The following is an 18,152-nucleotide window of genomic DNA, read 5'->3' on the forward strand; positions in this document are numbered from 1 at the left end:
TGGTTAGTCTTCTGAATGACGAACGGCCCGATCGAAAATTCGACCGGGCCGTCAAGGCAAAACCAAAGCGCTATGCCACTCGAGTTCTACGAAAAACTGCTTAAGTGAACGGCATTAGGGACATGTCCCGGTTTTTTTATGTCCGCGCCGGTTTGCGCATATCGATATGCGCATCGATTCGTGGTCAAAAGCGTGCGCGCGCCGTACTCTGGCCATGTCGCGCCGCATGGCGTATTACGGGCACAAAGGAAATATCATGGCTATCTCGGAAGTGAATGTACGCAACCAGTTTCGCGGCAAGATCAAGGAAATCATCTTTGGCCCCGTAGTGTCGGAAGTGGATGTGGAAACGCCGCACGGCATCGTCACGTCGGTGATCACCTCGCGCTCGATCAAGGACCTGGATCTGAAAGTGGGCAGCGAAGTCATCGCACTGGTCAAATCGACGGAAGTGTCGATCGCCAAGATCCAGTAAGCGCCCGCTCCCCATGCGCCGCGCCCTTGCCATCCGGCAGCGGCGCGGCGTTTGCGTCAGGGCTTGATGTCAGGGCTTGATATACACATACCCTTCCTGCCACTGCAAGCGGCTCAGTTCGGCCAAGCCCGAGGGCACGATGACGGCTTCGGGCAGCACGCGCTGGCGGTCGATGTTGCGTCCTTGCAAGGTGTTATTACAGACGCGAAAACTCACGCCGCGCTTGGCCAGCTCGCGCACCACCACGTCATACGGTGAGCCATTCTTGTCGATGGCGCCGTCGAGCAGGAAATCGATGCCGGGGCCATGTGCGACGAGCACGATGGTGGCTTGGGGGCTGGCGTCCAGGTGATTGCGGATATTCTTCAGCGCAGCGGCGGCATTGCTGGCGTCATTGACGTGGTACACCACCTTTTCCTCCTTCTGCGCTGCCGCGACGGCGCTGCAAGCGAGCAAGGAAAGAAGGATGGTGGTGAACCAGCGGCGCAAGATTGTCATGAGATGTCCATTTCAGTGGCAGATTAAAAACATTGCAATCATATCAATCCCTGAACAAATAGGTAAACGTGCGGCTGACGGGCAGCTTTTCCGTGCTGCCGCGCAGCAGCACCTGCATGCGCTCGGCGTCGATGCGCTCGGCCGCCTCGATGGCTTTCACGTTGACCATGGTGCCGCGGTGGATTTGCCAGAACTGTTCCGGATCGAGGCCGCCCAACAAATCCTTCAGCGGCGTGCGCACCAGCGCTTCCGAGCCGGCCAGCACCACGCGCGTGTACTTGGTGTCAGCCTGGAAGAACAGCACGTCGTCGATGTCGATCAGTCGGATCTGCTTGCCCACGCTGGCCCTGATCCATTTCAGTTTTTCGCGCGGCGCGGCCGGCAGCGCGGCACGCAGCGATTGCAGCAAGTGTGCCATGTCGGCCGGCTGGGCACCGAGCTTGTCGTGCAGGCGGGCCAGCGCGCGCTGCAGCCGCTCGGCCTGCACGGGTTTCAACAGATAGTCGACGGCGCCCGCGTCGAACGCATCGACGGCGTACTGGTCGTAGGCCGTGACAAACACCACGTGGGCGCGCTTGCCGATGCGCTCGGCCACTTCCAGGCCCGACAGGCCAGGCATGCGGATGTCGAGGAAGACCACGTCCGGCTCGTGCTCAAGAAAACCGTCCCAGGCATCGTTGCCGTTTTCCGCCACCAGCACGATGCGCGCCTCGGGCCAGGCTTGCGCCAGCATCGTCTGCAGGCGCTCGCGCATCAGCGGCTCGTCTTCGGCGATCAGGATGGTGGCCTTCATGCGGCAAGTTCTTTCAGGCTGGATGCAATTTTAATGGGCAGCACTATTTCAGCGATCACGCCGCCCTCTTCGCCGTCGCGCAGGCTCAAGCTGGCGGACGGATCGGACAGCAACAGCCGGCTGCGCACGTTTTCCAGGCCCAGGCAGCCTCCCGGCGCGCTGCCCGCACCGCTGGCCGGCAAGCCCATGCCCGTATCCTGCACGCGCAGGCGCAGCATGCCGTCCACCCGCAGCGCCGAGAGGCGGATCTCGCCGCCGCGCAACGATGGTTCAATACCGTGCTTGATGGCATTTTCCGCCAGGGTCAGCAAGATCATGCTGGGTATCGTCGCGTGCGCAAACTCGGCCGGCAAGTCCAGCGCATAGCGCAGGCGCGAGCCCATGCGCGCCTGCATCACGCGCAAGTACGCGGCCACCATGTCGAACTCGCTTTGCAAGGGCACTTGCTCGCTGCGCATCTCCGCCAGGCTGGCGCGCAGGAAGGCGATCAGATCGGCCGTCAATGCCGCGGCCCGGCCGGCACCTTGCGCGCCCTGCTCGGCCAGCTGCTGCACGGCGCCCAAGGTATTGAACAGAAAATGCGGTTCGATCTGCGCCCGCAGCAGGCGCAGCTGCGATTCGCTCAGTTCGCGCGCCAGGCGTTCGCGCTCGGCATCTTGCTGCAGCTGCAGGGTCAGCGCTTCGTACTGACGGTTGCGCCAGGTGGTCACGACCGCCAGCGGCACCATATAAAACAACCCGGCCACCAGCAAGGCGATGCCGCCCACGCGCAGCAAGCGCTCGAAGGCCATGTCCATGGAACCGGTATCGCTCAAGCCGGCCAGCAGCACACCGGCCGCTACCCCTGCCGCGCAGGTCGACACGATCAACAAAAGCTTCTTGAACTTGTAGCGCACGGAACTGCGGTAATTGAACCAGACGCCCACCAGGCCCCACGCCAGCGCAAAACCCAAGCCGTTGCTGAAGACCAGGGCCTTGAGCAATTCGAACCGGGCCGGCAGCAGCAGGTGCAGGGCGACGCCGATGGCGCTGAACAGCAGCATCAGCTTGAACGCGGCGATGTAAAAACCGGCGCCGCGGTACTTGAGCAGGAAATCGTGCAATTGCTGGCGCTCGATCGGCGTCAGCTTGACCAGCTTCATGGCGACGTAGCGGCGCACTCGTCCCTGGATCTGGTCCGCCATCTCAGGATGTTTCAGCACCAGCAGCGATTCTTCGTCGATGCTGCGGTACCAGTCCGTATATTTTTTTAACACGATGCGTTCTCCTTGGTCTGTGATTCAGGCATGAACGCAGTCTACGGCGCCCCTGTGGCAGGGCATAGCGTTGGGCGACGAAGCACGAAGGGACAGGCATCAACGACGAGGTACATGGGCCTGCCAGACCCTCGCTGCCAATATTGCTGAAATAATACGAAGTTTCCAAGGCGAAATCAATAATTGCGTAACAATTTTCACTACGGCAAGATTGGCCCCATTTATTTGCCAAATTGCCCGCAACGCCGCCTGTCGCGGGCTTGTACCGTAGACATCGCTTGATCTTTAATGGTATTGTTTAAGCTTGGCAAATATTGCCTCCGAGATACACGCCGCGTCCCCGCGCGGCCCGCTTCCGGATTTGCGCGCAGCGCCCACGATGGCGCCCCAAAACTGCTTTCCCATTACAATCCCATGCTCAAAAAAATGTTCGCCGCGGTGCTGATGACGCTTTCGACAGCGGCCATCGCCGTGCCCTTCGGTTCCCAGTCGATACTGGTGGTCGAAGATGGCACAGGCAAAGTCTTGCTTGAAAAAAATTCCAACGTGGTGGTGCCCATCGCCTCGCTGACCAAACTCATGACGGCCATGGTCGTGCTCGACTCCAAGGCCAATATGCAGGAAGAGATCAGCATCGACCGCGAGGATGTCGATACCTTGAAACACAGCACCTCGCGCGTGCCCGTGGGCGCCACCCTGAGCCGCCACGACGTGCTGCAACTGGCGCTGATGTCGTCCGACAACCGCGCCGCCGCTTCGCTGGCGCGCACCTTCCCCGGTGGCCCGACCGCGTTTGCCGTGGCCGTCAACGCCAAGATCAAGGCCCTGGGCATGCGCCAGACAGTGATCGAAGAACCGACGGGCTTGTCGCCGAATAACCAGTCGACGGCAGCGGACCTGGTCAAGATGGCTGTGGCCGCCTCGCGCTACCCGGAAATCAGCCGCATTACCACCGATTCGAAGGACGTGATCCAGATCAAGGGCCGCGACGTGGAATACCACAACACGAACCGCCTGGTGGGCGCCAAGGGCTGGGACATCGGCCTGTCGAAAACGGGCTACACGAATGAGGCGGGCCGTTGCCTGATCATGCGCATCAAGTCGGCTGGCAAGTTCGCCACCATGATTTTGCTCAACGCGCGCGCCAATTCCGTGCGCGCCATGGACGCCGTCAACATCCGCCGCATGCTGGCGGCCGAATATGGCATCGAAGAGCCGAAAGTGGTGCGCGCCTCCGTCAGCCGGCACAAGAAGGCGCCGGCAAAACCAAGTAAACGCCGCCGCGCAAAATAATTATTTCGCTTGCCGGTTGGTCATCACCACGCCGGCTATCGTCACCGCGCCGCCCACCAGCATCGAAGCGAGCACCGGCTCGCCCAGCAGCGCCGCCGCCAGCACGATGCCGAACACGGGCACGAGGTTGTTGAACACGGCCGTGCGCGACGGGCCCAGCGCTTTCACGCCTTCGTAATACCAGACAAAGCCGATCACCGTGCCGAACACGCCCAGGTAGCCGATGGCGGCCCATACTTGCCAGCCGAAGCTGTGCCATGGCACGGTGGGGAATTCCACCACCGCCCCCACCAGCAAAAAGGCCAGGCCCCACATCGAGGCATACGTGGTGGCGGCAATCGGGCTCAGGCCCTTCAGCGCCACACGGCCGATCAGGGTGTAGGCAGCCCAGCTGGAAATGCCGCAGAACATGAACACTTCACCCATGCCGATGCCGCCGTCCGTGCCGTGCAGCACGCCGGCGATATCGCCGCGCGTGATGACGATGGCCGTGCCGCAAAACGCCAGCATGATGCCCAGCCACTTGAAGGAACCGAGCCGTTCGCGGAACAGCATGGCCGAGGCGAGCGCCGTGACGATGGGATTCAAGGCCACGAACAGGGCCGTGCGCCCCGCCGGCATGCGCGACAGGGCCGCCAGGAAGCACAGGTTATACAAAAAGATGCCCGTCAGGCCCAGCGCCGCCGTCGTCATCAATTGCTTGCGGTCCAGGCGCGGCAAGCCCCCTTCGAGTTTCCATGCGAGTAGCACCAGCAGCAGCACGGCCACGCCGAAGCGTCCGCTGGCAGCCGTCATGGGCGGCATCTGCTGCGCCAGCACGCGCCCCGCGATAAAGGTGCCGCCCCAGAACAGGGCAACGAAAATCAGTTTGAGGTAGACGAGCGGCGATTGCACGGAAGGCAAGGCGGCTGAAGGTACGGCAGAAGTACGCATGGAAAGTCCTATGATGTCGCTTGTACAGCGGACGCTGCACATATATATTAATACTAATATCAACTCATGAAATAATGAGCAAATACTCATAATCCAAAGAAACCACACCATGACCTTCACGCAACTGGAAATTTTTACCCTGGTGGCCGAACTGCACGGCTTTTCCGCCGCCGCCGCGCAGCTGGGCATCAGCCAGTCGGCCGTCTCGCATGCCTTGAAGGCGCTGGAAAAGGAGATGGGTGTGGACCTGATCGTGCGCCACCAGGCATCGGCCGAACTGACGGACGTGGGCCGCCAGCTGCTCGTGCGCGCGCGCGAAATCCTCGGTCTGTCGGAAGCCATGCGCCAGGAAGCGGCCGACGTACTGGGCCAGCGCCAGGGCAGCCTGCGCATCGGCTCGTTTGGTCCCACCTCGTCGTTGAATCTGCTGCCGGCCATCACGGCGCAATTCCGCCTGCGCTATCCGGGCATAACCCTGCGCATCGACGAAGGCGCCGACCATGAGGTGGTGCAATGGATACGCGAACGTCGCGTGGATGTCGGCTTCGTCGTGCTGCCCGACGAGCGCTTCGATACGGCGCCGCTGGTGGAAGACCAGATGATGGCGCTGGTGCCGCGCAGCCATGCGCTATCCAGCGAAACCGCCATCACCCTGGCCCAATTGTGCGAAGGGCCGTTCATCATGTCCGAGGCGGGCTGCGCCTGCCTGATCGAACCCCTGTTCGCCAACGCAGGGCTGCAACCGCACGTGCCCTACCGCATCAGCCAGGTGATCACCATCCTCGACATGGTCAGCCGTGGCGACGGCCTGTCCATCGTCGCCGAACTGGCCCTGCCGCAGCGCCTGCGCGAGCAGTATCCGGAGCTGGTGGCCCTGCCCTTAAATCCGCCCGTCAGCCGCAAAGTGGGCCTGGCCGTGCGCGACCGGCGCCAGAACACGCCCGCCACCAACGCTTTTTTTGAGGTGGCCAAGCAGATGGCGCCGACCCTGGCGCCACGGCGCGCCTAGAACGTCTCCCACTCCTCGCTGCGCTCCGGCTTGACGGCAGCCGTCCTTGCCGGACTGCTGGCGAGGCGCGGCGCGATGGGCGCGCGCACCACGGGCCTGGCTGGCGGCTGCTGCGGCGCCTGCCCCTCATCGAGCTTGAACACGCCCACCACCTGCGCCAAGGTGCTGGCCTGATCCTGCAGGCTTTCCGCCGCAGCGGCAGCTTCTTCCACCAGGGCCGCGTTCTGCTGCGTCACCTGGTCCATTTGCGCGATGGCATGGTTCACCTGTTCGATGCCCGAGCTTTGCTCGACGCTGGCGGCTGTGATTTCGCCCATGATGTCGGTCACGCGGCGCACGCTGTCGACGATTTCCTGCATCGTCGCGCCGGCCTCGTCGACCAGCCGCGCGCCCGAATCGACCTTGCCCACCGAATCATCGATCAGCAGCTTGATTTCCTTCGCTGCGCCAGCGGATCTTTGAGCCAGACTACGTACTTCCGTCGCCACCACGGCAAAGCCGCGTCCCTGCTCGCCCGCGCGCGCCGCTTCCACGGCCGCATTCAAGGCCAGGATATTCGTCTGGAAGGCGATGCCATCGATGACGCTGATGATGTCGACGATCTTCTTCGACGAATCGTTGATCGACGCCATGGTATCGACCACCTGCGCCACCACTTGCCCGCCCTTGCTGGCCACGCCGGACGCCGATTGCGCCATCTGGTTGGCCTGGCGCGCATTGTCCGCATTCTGTTTCACCGTGCTGGTCAGCTCTTCCATCGAGGCGGCCGTCTCTTCCAGCGAGCTCGCTTGCTGTTCCGTGCGCGACGACAGGTCCTGGTTGCCGGCGGCGATTTCCGACGACGAGACTTTCACCGATTCGCTGGCCGTGCGGATTTTCACCAGCACGGCGGCGATCTTGTCGATGAAGCGGTTGAAGGCGCCGGCGATCTGCGCCAGTTCATCCACGCCGGATGCGTCGAGGCGGCGCGTCAGGTCGCCCTCGCCCGAGGCGATGTCATCGAGCGCGTCGCGCACCAGTTCCAGGCGCTTGAGCATCTTGAATACCAGCAGCGACAAGAGCAGCGCCGCCAGCCCGGTCAGCAGCGCGGCCGTCACGGTGGCCGTCGTCAGCATCGTCTGCAAGGCTTGCATGGCTTCCTGCTGGTCCAGCACCACGGCCAGCAGCCAGCTTGTCCCCGCCACGCGCGTGACGTACAGCATGCCGTCGCGGTCATTCAGGCGCACGGCCTCGCTCGTGCGCGTGCTTTCCAGCCGGTTGACCTGCGCGGCCGAAAGCGCCGCATCGAGTTTCGCCACCGGCTGCAGGCTCAGGTCCTTGTCAGCATGGGCGATGATGGTGCCGCTCTGGTCGACCAGGAAGGCAAAGCTGTGCGGCGTCGGCTTGATCGCCACCACGTTGGCGATCACCGTATCGAGCAGCACGTCCGCGCCCGCCACGCCGCTAAGTGCCTCTTTCGGCCCGACGGGCGCCGTAAACGACACTACCAGCTTGTGGCTGGCCGCGTCCACATACGGCGGCGTGAGCATCGGCACGCCGGCCTTGACGGTCTCCGTGTACCAGGCGCGCGCGGTGGGATCGAAATCGGCCGGGCGCCCCGGATGGGTAAATACGGAGCGCTTGTCCGCGTAGCCGATGAAGACCTCCGCAAAATCGCCGGCCTTTTCCGCGATCTGGAAAGCGCGCAGCGGATCGGGCGTCTCGGCCGACATCACGACGGATGCCATGACCTTTTTCTTGCCATCGACCCATTGCGCCAGCACGGCCGACTGGCTGTGCAACAGTTGCTGCATCTGCTGGTCGGCCGACGCCAGCATGCTGCTGCGCGTGGTGATGTAATTGGCGACCGAGAGGGCCAGCATGGATAGCACGACGATGGAAACGCAAATGAGCACCAGCCGCGTGCGAAGAGAAGACAACATGATGGACTCCTGTTTTGATTTTGATGGTGTGACATGGCGCTGTCGCCCTGCCCCTGTTTTTACATTTTCACACAAAAATCGGAACATTATTATTCAATATTCGGAATAATTAACTTTTATTACATCAAAGCAACACCACCGACTATTGACGCCCCACCATGATTGCCGCATAGTTAATTTTTTCAAAGGAGCACCCATGCGTTTGCACCGCCTCATCCTGGCCTGCGCCAGCTTCGCCGCCGCCAGCGCCTTCGCCTCACCGCAAGCGCCCGCGCCGGGTGCCGACTATCTGGTGTTGGCCACGCCGCAACCGGTGCAGGCGGCGCCGGGCAAGGTGGAAGTGATCGAATTTTTCATGTACCACTGCCCCGCCTGCAATGCGCTGGAGCCGAGCCTGGCGCGCTGGGTCAGGGAGAATGCCGCCACGGTGTCGTTCCGCCGCATCCATTTGCCGCACACGCCGGCCAATGATCCGGAAGCGCATTTGTTCCTGACCCTGGAAGCGCTGAAGAAGGAAGAGGCGCTGCACGCGCAAGTCATGCACACCTGGCATGTGGAACGCAAGCGCCTGGCCAGCGACAGGGACAATCTCGATTGGGCGCTGAAAAATGGCCTGGACAAGGCCACCTTCGAAGGCGCCTACCAGTCGTTTGGCGTGCAGACCAGGCTGAAAAACCTGCCCCGTCTGGCCGCCAGCTACCAGGTCGACAGCACGCCCACCCTGATCGTGGGCGGGCGCTACCTGACCAATCCCTCGATGGTCGCCGGCGCCAACCCGGGCTTGCCGCGTCAGGACGTGGAGCAGGCGACCCTGCAAGTGGTGCAGGCCCTGGTGGCCAAGGCGAAGCTGGCGAAGTAACTCAGCCGATCAAGCCGCGCAGCCCGCTGGCGCGCTGTGTGCGGCGCAAGATCGCGTCGAACAGCACGGCTTGCGTGGGCGAGACGAGGGTAAAAAAGTCGCGCGCGCGCGTGATGCCCGTGTAGACCAGTTCGCGCGCCAGCATGGCGCCGCCTTCCTGCGGCAGCACCAGCACCGTGTGGCGAAACTCCGAGCCTTGCGATTTATGTACCGTCATGGCGAACGCCGTCTCGACGTGGCGCAAACGCGTGGCCAGCACGCTGCGCACGTTCTCGCCTTCCAGGAAGTACACACGCAGGGAGCCGGGCCGCGCAGGGTCGCGCAAGGTCAGTCCGATGTCGCCATTGAACACGCCCGTGCCATAGTCGTTGCGCGTGACCATCACAGGACGGCCCACATACCACTCGCTGCGGCGTATGAATCCGTCCTTTTCCAGCCGCAGTTCGATGGCCGTGTTCAAGCCCGCCACGCCCCACTCGCCCTCACGCACGGCGCACAGGATGCGGAACGACTCGAACGCGTGCAGCACGGCGCGCACCCAGTCGTCATGCTGCGCGTAGCCTTCGCCGCCGGCATTCACCAGCGCCAGATAAGGCTGGTAGCCGCCCGGCGCATCCGGACGTCCGCGCAAGGCCAGGCGCAGCACGTCCTCCTGCTGCGCCGGCACCGTCCACGCCAGCTGGCCGCCGCTGTCGCTGGCGAAACACGCCTTGGCCAGATCGGGCCTGCCGCCATTCACGGCCAGCGCCAGCTCGCCAATCGGACCGCTGAAACGGTGACTGTGGCGCAGCATCACCGTCTGCTGCCCTAGCGCGCCGGCCGACCCTGCGAAGGCGGCTGGAATGGCCACGCCGCTGGCCGCCTGCGCATACGCGATGGTGGTGGGCGTGTAGCCGCCCGCCTGCGCATCGTGGCACAAGTCGCCCAGCACGGCGCCCGCTTCCACCGACGCCAGTTGGTCCTTGTCGCCCAGCAGTATCAATATCGCCGTCGGCGGCAGGGCATCGAGCACCGAGGCCATCATTTCCAGGTGCACCATCGATGCTTCATCGATGATCAGCACGTCGACGTCGAGCGGATTGCCCGCGTGGTGGGCAAAGGCGCGCGTATCGGGCCGGGCGCCCAGCAAGCTATGCAGGGTGCGCGCCGCGCCCATGCGCCGCGCCAGTTCCAGCAAGGGAAGCGCATCGCCCGCCTTCGCCGCCAGCCCTTCGAGCGCCTTGTCGATCGACTGTTTCAGGCGCGCGGCAGCCTTGCCCGTCGGCGCGGCCAGCGCGATGCGCAGCTGCTCCGGCTGCGGCGAGACGGCAAACAGCAAAGTCAAAAGGCTCGCCACCGTGTACGTCTTGCCCGTCCCCGGGCCGCCCGTGATGATGGCCACCTTGCCGCGCAGGGCGATGGCGCACGCCACCTTTTGCCAGTCCGGACCACCATCCTGCGTGGGCTGGTCGAACAGGATGTCCAGCCATTGCCGCACCTGCGCCAGCGGCAGATTCGTCAAATCCTGAGCGCGCACGGCGATTTTCTCACCCACCAGGCTTTCATCGCGCCAGTAGCGGCGCAAGTACAGACGGTCGCCGTCGAGCACCAGCGGCTGGCGCACATCGGGCGCACCCACTTGCCACACCTGCGGCGCGCCGGCCAGCAGCGCGCGCCAGCCCTCGGCGCTGTCTGGCAGCGAACCGGAAACGGCCAGCACGGCATGCCACAGTTCCTCGCTCCAGCCCAGCAGTTGCGACGGTTCGCTGGCCAGCTCAAACAGCATCAAACAGCTGTGCCCCCGCCCTTCCAGCTCGGACAGCACCACGCAGGCCACGGCAACGGCGGGCGCATTCGGCGCCTCCTCGTCCAGGCTGGCGATAAAGCGGGCAAAGGCGGCGCTCAGGCGGCGCAGATGACCTGCCCCGGCGACGCCGTCGACATGGCTGAACAAGGCATTCATTTGCAAGGCATCCATCTGCTCATTATGCTGCATGGTGTTCCGTTTCTTCTAACAGTTGATCGAGGCCGTCCAGCAGTTCCAGCTGCGGCGCCAGCCAGTAGCAGCCATGCGTATCCACATTCGCGATACCGCGCAGGAACAGGAAGATGGCGCCGCCCAGGTGCTCGGCCGGGTCATACGCATCACCGAGGCGGCTTTTCAGCAGCCGGTGCAGGGCCAGCATGTAGATGGCGCCCTGGATATCGTAGCGATGCTGCGCCATGCCGGCCGCCAGCGCTTGCGTGTGGTACGCAGCGTCGTTGGCGCCCAGCGCGTTCGACTTGTAGTCAAGCACCCAGTAGCGGCCATCCTGTTCGATAACCAGGTCGGCAAAACCTTTCAACATGCCGTGCAGCTGGCGCCGCGGCAGCACGGGACGCGGCGCGCCATCGAGCAGCAAGCGCGTACACAGCTGATCGAGCGCGCCCGTGGACAAATGCTCGCTGGGGAACCAGAACTCCATTTCGGACAGGGTGCTGTCCAACTGCGACAACGACGCATCGAGCAGCGGCAGCGGCGTGAGGGCGGTTTCCCGGAGCCAGGCGATGGCGTCTTCCTGACGGTGGCCCCAGCCCGCCCGCTCGCAGCGCGCGGCCAGGCGCGTGTTGAAATTGTCGTCGTGGACGCAAGCAAAACCTTCGCTGCCCATCCACTCGAGCTGCTCGTGCAGGAAATTGCCGGGCACGGAACCGCGCGGGAAGCGGTGCCAGGGCGCGTCGCTCGTCTGCGCCGGCGGCAGCGCGGCCACGCCGCTTCCCGCCCCACTTCCCGCACCGTCTTCCAGCAAGGTCTCTTCCAGCGCCCGCTGCGGCACGTGCGCGGCCGCCACGGCGCCGATCTGGCGCGTCAGCGACGTAAAGCTGCCCACCGACCAATCACGCTCGAATTCGCCCACGAACACGGGTGCGGGCCGCAAGGCGGGGCGCCGCTCGACCCGGTCCAGCACCGTGCAGGCATCGGGCTGCGCCAAAGAACCCACGTAGATGGCGTCGCAGCTGCCCGCCACCTGCTGCCAGCGCAGCAGCAGCTGCTCGGACGGCAGCTTGTCACCACCCGTCAGCAGGTAGCCGAGCGCCGATTCGTGCAAGGTATTCTCGCCCGCCTTGCGCGCCGCCTGGGCGGCAACGCCCAGCCACAAAAAGTGGCGCGCGCGCGTCAAGGCCACGTACAGCAGGCGCAAGTCTTCCTCGATGCGCGCTTCTTCGACCGCCGCCATGGCCTCGTCGGACAGCGACAGGTCGAGGCGACGCTCGCCATCCTCGCCCGCATACTCGAAGAAGCTGCGGTTGCGTTTATCCACCTTGCGCGCCGTGACGGCAAACGGCAGATACACGAGCGGGTATTCGAGGCCCTTGGATTTGTGCACAGTGATGACCTTGACCAGCTCCGCATCGCTTTCCAGGCGCAGCACGCGCTCGTCGCCGCACTCGCCTTCGCCGGCGATCTGCTCGGCCAGCCAGCGTATCAGCGCCTGCTCGCCATCGAGCTGGCGGCTGGCCGATTGCAGCAGTTCTGCCAGGTGCAGCAGATTCGTCAAACGCCGCTCGCCGCCCGTTTGCTGCAGCAGCATGGCCGGCAGTTGCAGTTCGTGGATGAAGCGGCGCAGCATGGCCAGCACGCCCTGGCGCTGCCAGATCAGGTGCAGGGCCTTCAGTTGCTCAACCCGGCGCTCCCATTCCAGTTCGTCGCTCGACAGGCGCGCCAGTTCGCCCAGCGACAGGCCGATGGTGCGCGTGGCAAACGCGGCGCGCGCCAGCCCCCCGTCAAGGGGATTGGCCAGCGCCGCCAGCCAGCGCAGCACGTCTTGCGCCTCTTCGCTGTCGACGACGGAATCCTTGTCGGACAGGTAGACGCTGGCGACCCGACGGCGGGCCAGCGCGCGGCGGATGGCCGCCGCCTCCTTGCGGTCGCGCACGAGGATGGCGACATCGGCCGGCTGCAGCCGCACGAAGCCGTCGGGGCCAGCGAAACCGGCTTGCGCATCGCCCAGCATGGCAACGATGTGCTCCGCGCAATGCTGCGCGAAATACTCGCGGTAGCTGTCGCCGCGCAGTCCTTCATCGCTGGCGCAGGCGGCCAGCAGCGCCGGCAACGGGCCGCTGGCGTTCACCAGGTGCTCGTCGCGACCCTTGGCGTCGACGGCTTCGAAGGGCAGCGGGTTCTCGCCCTCTTTCCGGTAGCGAAAGGCGCCGGCCGGTACTTCCGCGCGCTCGGCATGCAGGAACAGCTGGTTGACGGCCGCGACCAGGGGCGCCGTCGAGCGGTAGTTGGTGCCCAGCTGGTAGTGGCGTCCTGCCGTGGCGCGCCGCGCCGCCAGGTAGCTCTGGATGTCGGCGCCACGAAAGCCGTAGATCGACTGTTTCGGGTCGCCGATCAGGAACAGGCCCAGCGACGGCTCATTGTCGGCGATGCGGTACAGCAGGTTGAAGATCTGGTACTGGGCCGGTGCCGTATCCTGGAATTCATCGACCATCGCCAGCGGGTATTGATCGATGATGCGCTGGCGCAGGGCCGCGCCATTCTCGCCCGCCAGCGCGTCGTGCAAGCGTTGCAGCATGTCGGCAAAGCCGAACTGGCGCGACTGGCGCTTCAATTGATCCATGCGCCGCGCGATGGCCGCCGCCGCATGCAGGTGCAGCTTGTGCGCCAGCGGCGTGAGGGCCGCCAGGGCGATCCCCAGCGCTTCCGTATGTTCGAAGCACTCGGGCACCTGCGCCGTAAAACTCTTGGCAAACGCATCTTCGATGCCGAACGGCGTCAAGCGTTCCCACGCCTTGGCCGTGATGGCTGGCTGCAGCAAGAGCGGGTCTTGCGCCCAGCGGCGCAAGCCGTCGAACCACTTCGCCAGGTTCTCCGGCTTCATCTTGACGCCGTTAAAAGATTTGGGATTGACGGCGCGGTGGTCGTTGATCCAGGCGGCCATCCGGTCCACGCGCTCGACCCAGCCCGCCTTCAGGGTGGCCAGCTGCGCGGCCAGCGCCCGCTGTTCGCGCGCGATCAGCGCGGACAACGGTTCCTCGTCCGCCATGCCCATGATGTCCGCGCGGCGCGCCAGCTCGCGCGCGCCTTTCTTCAACGCGCCCACGTCGGGCCAGCATGCCAGCAGCACGTCGAGCGCCTGCGGGGGCAAGGGATAGACTTGCTGACGCCAGTAATCGTGGGCCGCATCTTCGAACAGGGCTTGCTCGTCGCTGACCAGTTCTTCGTCGAACAGGCTGCCGCTGTCGAAGGCGTGCTCGCGCAGCATGCGCTGGCACCAGGCGTCGATGGTGAAGATGGCCGCTTCATCCATCGTCTCGGCGGCCAGCATCAGCCGGTGCGCGGCCTTTTTCCGCTCGCTCTCGTCCGGATAGGACTCCAGCAAGGCATCGAGAAACGGGTCGCTGCCGCCGGATTCAATGCGGAACTCATTGCGAAAATAAGCGGCCGCCTCGATCAGCCGCTCGCGCACGCGGTTCGACAGTTCGCGCGTGGCGGCGCGCGTAAACGTCATCACCAGGATATCGGCTGGCAGCAGCGGGCGCGCGAAACGGCTGTCGTCGTCGCCGTGTCCCAGCACGAGGCGCACGTACAGCGCGGCGATGGTCCAGGTCTTGCCCGTGCCGGCCGAGGCTTCGATCAGGCGCGAGCCGTGCAGCGGGAACGCCAGGGGGTTGAGCAGATGGCTGGTCATGGTTCTTCTCCGGCGCCATCGAAGGGCGCGCTAATCGGGTCGATCGTGATGTGCTGTTGCAGCCAGTCAGCCAGCGGGCCATACAGCTCGCGCGTGCAGTCTTGCCATGCTTCCTCGGCGGCCAACGCGGAAAACTCGGGCCACAGGCGCGCCAGGCAAAGTTCTTCGCGCTCGCCCGACATGTCAAAGCCGCCATCGTAGACGGCGCGCGGGTCGCCCTGCTGCACCAGCGCCAGGCCCGTCTTGCAGGCAGTCGGCAACGGATGGTTCATGCCTTCGCGCCACAGCGCCAGCAAGGTGGCCAGCGCTGCACGCGAAGTGGCCGGATCGAGCGGCGCCATGCTGACGATGGCGTCGCGCGCCACCAGGTAGCCGGTGACGGGAAAACCGAGGGCAGCGGCGGCCAGCTGGCGCAGCCACATCAGCATCAGCTTGTCGCCGCGCGCCAGGCCGCCCTTGTCCGTCACTTTCGAGGAAATCTGCATCAGCCAGGCCGTCTCCTGCCCATTGCTGCACAATTTGTCCAGCCAGTCGTCGATCTGCAGCTCGCCGAAGGGCAAGTTGATGGCGCGCTTGTCGGCCGCCAGCGGGAACGAGGCCCGCAGGGACAACCACGCACTGCGCACGGGCACCAGCGCCTCGACCAATTGCGCCTGCACCTGCTGGCCGATCAGGCCGATGGGCAGCACGCCTTCGCGTGCCAGCTTCTCTGCCCGCGCTTCCAGGCTGGCGCGCACGTCATCGAGCGCTTCCACGGCGCCGCCGTCGTCCAGCATGGTGTCTTCCAGCAGATAACGCTCGAGCGCATTCAAGCCAAACGGCTCTTCATCCTCGCCCAGCATGGCCGCATCGGCGAAATAGACGCTCAAGCGGCGGCGGAAAAAGTATTTGACGGGCTGGCGCAGGAAGCTGGCCAGCTCGCCCAGTTTCAAGCGCGTGCCGGGATCGAGTTCGTAGGGTCCCAGCGCCAGTGCCTCGGCCTGCGCCTCCTCATCGGCATGCGCGACACGCCATTCGCGCGCGTACGTGAGCAAGCCACCGGCTTCGAAATAGCGGCGGCTGAACGGCTGCAGCGCATGCTCGGTAGTGAGCGATGCCAGGTGCCGGTCCAGCGACCAGCCGGCGGCCAGGTAGTCGCGCAGCTGCGACACCAGCACCGACGGCGGCTGCTCGGAATTGTCGCGCACATTGCGCCCCACCCAGCTCACGTACAGTTTGTCGCGCGCAGCCAGCAAGGCTTCGAGCATCAGGTAGCGGTCATCGTCGCGGCGCGAGCGGTCGCCCGGGCGCGCCATGCCGGGCAGCGCCAGCAAGTCGAAATCGGCCTTCTGCGCGCGGCGCGGAAAATCGCCATCATTCATGCCCAGCAGGCACACCACGCGGAACGGCACGGCGCGCATCGGCATCAGGGTACAGAAGGTCACGCCGCCGGAGACAAACTGGTGGTTCAGGGTCGGCTCGTCCAGCGCGCCCAGCCATGCCACGCGCAGCACGGACAGCGGCACCTGCTCGACAAAGCCCGCATGCTCGCAGGTTTCCAGCCAGCCTTGCAAGGCGCCTTCCAGCTGCGCCAAGGTCAAACGGTCACCCTCGTCGTCGGCATCGAAAAAAGCCGCCAGCAGCGCGCGCGCCTGCACGCCCCATTCAGCGGGCGTGCGCGCGCCGGCCAGCACGCTGCGCCAGTGCAGCAGCGCCTCGACCAGCTGCGCCAGCGAGCCCGCCAGCGCCGCATCGAGGCCGCCCACTTCCGCATACGGCTCGATGCCGCCAAAGCTGGCGCCACTGCCGCTGGCATAGCCGAGCAACATGCGCCGCACGCCGAATATCCACGCATTCTGTTCCCCGGCCGCGCCCAGTCCCAGGCCGGCGCGGTGCGCCTGGTCCAGGCCCCAGCGCACGCCCGCCCCTTCGATCCACGCGCCCAGGGTGGCCAGGTCGTCCGCCTGCAGGCCGAAGCGGGCAGCCAGCGCGGGCACGTCGAGCAGGTCGCGCACTTCGCTCTGGCGGCAGCGCTGCTGCGGCAGCTGCAGCAGCCACTCGAGGGCGACGAGCAGCGGGTTGACGCTGCGGTCCTTCACGTCGCCGATCTCGAACGGGATGAAACGCTCGTCATTGCGCCGGTACTGACCGAAGACGGCGTGGATGGCCGCCGTAAAGGTATCGATGTCGGGCACCATCACTACCACGTCGCGCGGGCGCAAGCCCGTCTCGGCACTGTGCGCAAACATGGCCAGCAGCTGGTCATGCAGCACTTCCACTTCGCGCTGCACGCTGTGCGCCACGTGAAATTCAATCGAGCGGTCGCCCGCCTCGGGCGGCGTTTGCTCATGCTCGGCCAGCGGGCGCAGTTCGCGGATGGCCACCTGCACCTGCTGCAGCAGGGTTTCGCCCGTTTCCTCGCCAAACAGGTCGATGCGCAGGCTGTCGTCGCGTCCTTCGGCTTGCGCGTGTTCGTCGAATTCGTCGAGCATGCGGATGAAATCGCGCCCTTGCCTGCCCCAGCTGGCCAGCAGCGGATGGCTGTGCGCATGCAGTTCTTCGAGCGGAATTTGCGCCAGGTCGTGGCCATTGCGCTGCCGCTGGCGCTTGTTTTCCGCGCGCAGCAAGTCGCGCCCGTCGATGATGTCGCCCCAGTAAAACTGGCACGGGTTGGGTACGGCCAGCACCACCTGCGTGTGGCGCGCCAGCGCGGCCAGCGCCTGCAAGGTCTGGTACGGCAAGGCCGACACGCCAAACAGCACCACCCGGCGCGGCAGCTTGCCGGCAGGCGCATCGCCGGCGGCGATCGCCGTCAAAAAAGCCTCGTGGATGTCGGCGCGGCCCGTGTCGCGCTCGAACGGTTCCACGTCGGCCGCCACGGCGCGCCACAACTGCGCCTGCCAGCGCTGGTCTTCCTTCAAGACGACGGACTCGCCGCGCGCCGTGCGCAACTGGTCGCTCCCCGCGGCCCAGTCGGCCAGCCAGTCGGCGCGATAGACCTGGTACTGGTCAAACAAATCGGCCAGGCGCTCGGCCAGTTGCAGCCGGCGTTCGCAATCGCCATCGGCAAGGAAGTAGCGCAGCGGCGCGAATACCGGGTCGGCCAGCAAAGAGGGTAAAAGACGCATCAAACGCCAGGTCAGCGGAGATTTATCGAACGGCGACACGCGCGGGACCCGCTCGCGCCCCAGCATGCCCCGGTAGCTTTCCCACAGCAGGCGCGCCGGCAGGGCGATGCGCGTGGCGGCGCACACGCCCATCTCCTCGGCCAGGGCGATCTTCAGCCATTCGGCCACGCCGTTCGACTGCACCAGGAAGATATCCGTTTCCAGGGGCGCCAGCGGATGCTGGCGCAGCCACTGGAAGACGGCGGCGCGCAGCTGTTCCAGCTGGTTGCCATGCAGGATGAGGAGGCCGGGCGTGACGGGAGTATGCATGCTGATCCGATGGGTTGCCGCGTCTCCGGCCGGGTGGCCGGAGA

The 18,152-nt window shown here is 65.1% G+C and carries 12 protein-coding genes; 4 read left to right on the forward strand and 8 right to left on the reverse strand.

Annotated features, from left to right (window positions below; all coding sequences use genetic code 11):
* Nucleotides 1–256: 256 nt before the first annotated feature.
* On the forward strand, nucleotides 257–475 hold the full coding sequence (locus ACQ4WP_RS20370) for a TOBE domain-containing protein (protein WP_034757699.1): 219 nt from the start codon (nucleotides 257–259) through the stop codon (nucleotides 473–475).
* Between the two features lie 69 nt (nucleotides 476–544).
* On the opposite strand, the gene ACQ4WP_RS20375 is transcribed toward ACQ4WP_RS20370, so the two are convergent.
* The 3 genes from ACQ4WP_RS20375 to ACQ4WP_RS20385 are packed head-to-tail and all read right to left on the reverse strand — an operon-like array spanning nucleotide 545 to nucleotide 3,022.
* Nucleotides 545–973, reverse strand: a complete 429-nt coding sequence (locus tag ACQ4WP_RS20375) for a DsrE family protein (RefSeq protein ID WP_436523798.1) — start codon at nucleotides 971–973, stop codon at nucleotides 545–547.
* 43 nt (nucleotides 974–1,016) lie between these two features.
* On the reverse strand, nucleotides 1,017–1,766 hold the full coding sequence (locus tag ACQ4WP_RS20380) for a LytR/AlgR family response regulator transcription factor (RefSeq protein WP_436523800.1): 750 nt from the start codon (nucleotides 1,764–1,766) through the stop codon (nucleotides 1,017–1,019).
* Nucleotides 1,763–3,022 carry a sensor histidine kinase gene (locus tag ACQ4WP_RS20385; protein ID WP_436523802.1) on the reverse strand — a complete coding sequence of 420 codons (1,260 nt, stop codon included), beginning with the start codon at nucleotides 3,020–3,022 and terminating at the stop codon, nucleotides 1,763–1,765. Before ACQ4WP_RS20385 ends, ACQ4WP_RS20380 begins: the two co-directional genes overlap by 4 nt.
* Before the next feature lie 414 nt (nucleotides 3,023–3,436).
* On the opposite strand from ACQ4WP_RS20385, the gene ACQ4WP_RS20390 reads away from it, so the two are divergent.
* Entirely contained in the window at nucleotides 3,437–4,315 is an 879-nt protein-coding gene (locus ACQ4WP_RS20390) for a serine hydrolase (protein ID WP_436523804.1), read from the forward strand.
* Here the strand turns inward: ACQ4WP_RS20390 and ACQ4WP_RS20395 are convergent, their stop codons facing one another.
* Nucleotides 4,316–5,248 (reverse strand): DMT family transporter, encoded by a 933-nt coding sequence (locus ACQ4WP_RS20395; RefSeq protein WP_436523806.1) that lies wholly within the window; start codon nucleotides 5,246–5,248, stop codon nucleotides 4,316–4,318.
* Nucleotides 5,249–5,357: 109 nt separating this feature from the next.
* Here ACQ4WP_RS20395 and ACQ4WP_RS20400 point away from each other — a divergent pair, with 109 nt between their 5' ends.
* Nucleotides 5,358–6,257: a LysR family transcriptional regulator gene (locus ACQ4WP_RS20400; protein WP_436523808.1), complete on the forward strand. Its 900-nt coding sequence runs from the start codon at nucleotides 5,358–5,360 to the stop codon at nucleotides 6,255–6,257.
* On the opposite strand, the gene ACQ4WP_RS20405 is transcribed toward ACQ4WP_RS20400, so the two are convergent.
* Nucleotides 6,254–8,179 (reverse strand): methyl-accepting chemotaxis protein, encoded by a 1,926-nt coding sequence (locus ACQ4WP_RS20405; RefSeq protein ID WP_436523810.1) that lies wholly within the window; start codon nucleotides 8,177–8,179, stop codon nucleotides 6,254–6,256. The genes ACQ4WP_RS20400 and ACQ4WP_RS20405 overlap by 4 nt on opposite strands.
* A gap of 196 nt (nucleotides 8,180–8,375) precedes the next feature.
* On the opposite strand from ACQ4WP_RS20405, the gene ACQ4WP_RS20410 reads away from it, so the two are divergent.
* Nucleotides 8,376–9,038, forward strand: coding sequence for a thiol:disulfide interchange protein DsbA/DsbL (locus ACQ4WP_RS20410; RefSeq protein WP_436523812.1), 663 nt, complete (start codon nucleotides 8,376–8,378; stop codon nucleotides 9,036–9,038).
* A gap of 1 nt (nucleotide 9,039) precedes the next feature.
* On the opposite strand, the gene recD is transcribed toward ACQ4WP_RS20410, so the two are convergent.
* From recD to recC, 3 genes are read right to left on the reverse strand one after another with little or no spacing between them, the layout of a single operon-like run.
* Entirely contained in the window at nucleotides 9,040–11,013 is a 1,974-nt protein-coding gene (recD, locus tag ACQ4WP_RS20415; protein WP_436523814.1) for an exodeoxyribonuclease V subunit alpha, read from the reverse strand.
* Complete coding sequence (gene recB / locus ACQ4WP_RS20420) at nucleotides 11,003–14,692, reverse strand: exodeoxyribonuclease V subunit beta (RefSeq protein WP_436523816.1); 3,690 nt, start codon at nucleotides 14,690–14,692, stop codon at nucleotides 11,003–11,005. Before recB ends, recD begins: the two co-directional genes overlap by 11 nt.
* A complete protein-coding gene (gene recC, locus ACQ4WP_RS20425) occupies nucleotides 14,689–18,108 on the reverse strand; it encodes an exodeoxyribonuclease V subunit gamma (RefSeq protein WP_436523818.1) in 3,420 nt (1,139 codons plus the stop codon). Before recC ends, recB begins: the two co-directional genes overlap by 4 nt.
* Between the last annotated feature and the right edge of the window lie 44 nt (nucleotides 18,109–18,152).

The sequence above is a fragment of the Janthinobacterium lyxosi genome, assembly GCF_051380665.1.
Taxonomy (GTDB): domain Bacteria; phylum Pseudomonadota; class Gammaproteobacteria; order Burkholderiales; family Burkholderiaceae_D; genus Janthinobacterium.

Coding starts and splice junctions, on each gene's coding strand:
- ACQ4WP_RS20395 (WP_436523806.1), bottom strand. CDS start 5,248: ATGCGTACTTCTGCCGTACCTTCAGCCGCCTTGCCTTCCGTGCAATCG.
- recC (WP_436523818.1), bottom strand. CDS start 18,108: ATGCATACTCCCGTCACGCCCGGCCTCCTCATCCTGCATGGCAACCAG.
- ACQ4WP_RS20380 (WP_436523800.1), bottom strand. CDS start 1,766: ATGAAGGCCACCATCCTGATCGCCGAAGACGAGCCGCTGATGCGCGAG.
- recB (WP_436523816.1), bottom strand. CDS start 14,692: ATGACCAGCCATCTGCTCAACCCCCTGGCGTTCCCGCTGCACGGCTCG.
- ACQ4WP_RS20410 (WP_436523812.1), top strand. CDS start 8,376: ATGCGTTTGCACCGCCTCATCCTGGCCTGCGCCAGCTTCGCCGCCGCC.
- recD (WP_436523814.1), bottom strand. CDS start 11,013: ATGCAGCATAATGAGCAGATGGATGCCTTGCAAATGAATGCCTTGTTC.
- ACQ4WP_RS20375 (WP_436523798.1), bottom strand. CDS start 973: ATGACAATCTTGCGCCGCTGGTTCACCACCATCCTTCTTTCCTTGCTC.
- ACQ4WP_RS20370 (WP_034757699.1), top strand. CDS start 257: ATGGCTATCTCGGAAGTGAATGTACGCAACCAGTTTCGCGGCAAGATC.
- ACQ4WP_RS20405 (WP_436523810.1), bottom strand. CDS start 8,179: ATGTTGTCTTCTCTTCGCACGCGGCTGGTGCTCATTTGCGTTTCCATC.
- ACQ4WP_RS20390 (WP_436523804.1), top strand. CDS start 3,437: ATGCTCAAAAAAATGTTCGCCGCGGTGCTGATGACGCTTTCGACAGCG.
- ACQ4WP_RS20400 (WP_436523808.1), top strand. CDS start 5,358: ATGACCTTCACGCAACTGGAAATTTTTACCCTGGTGGCCGAACTGCAC.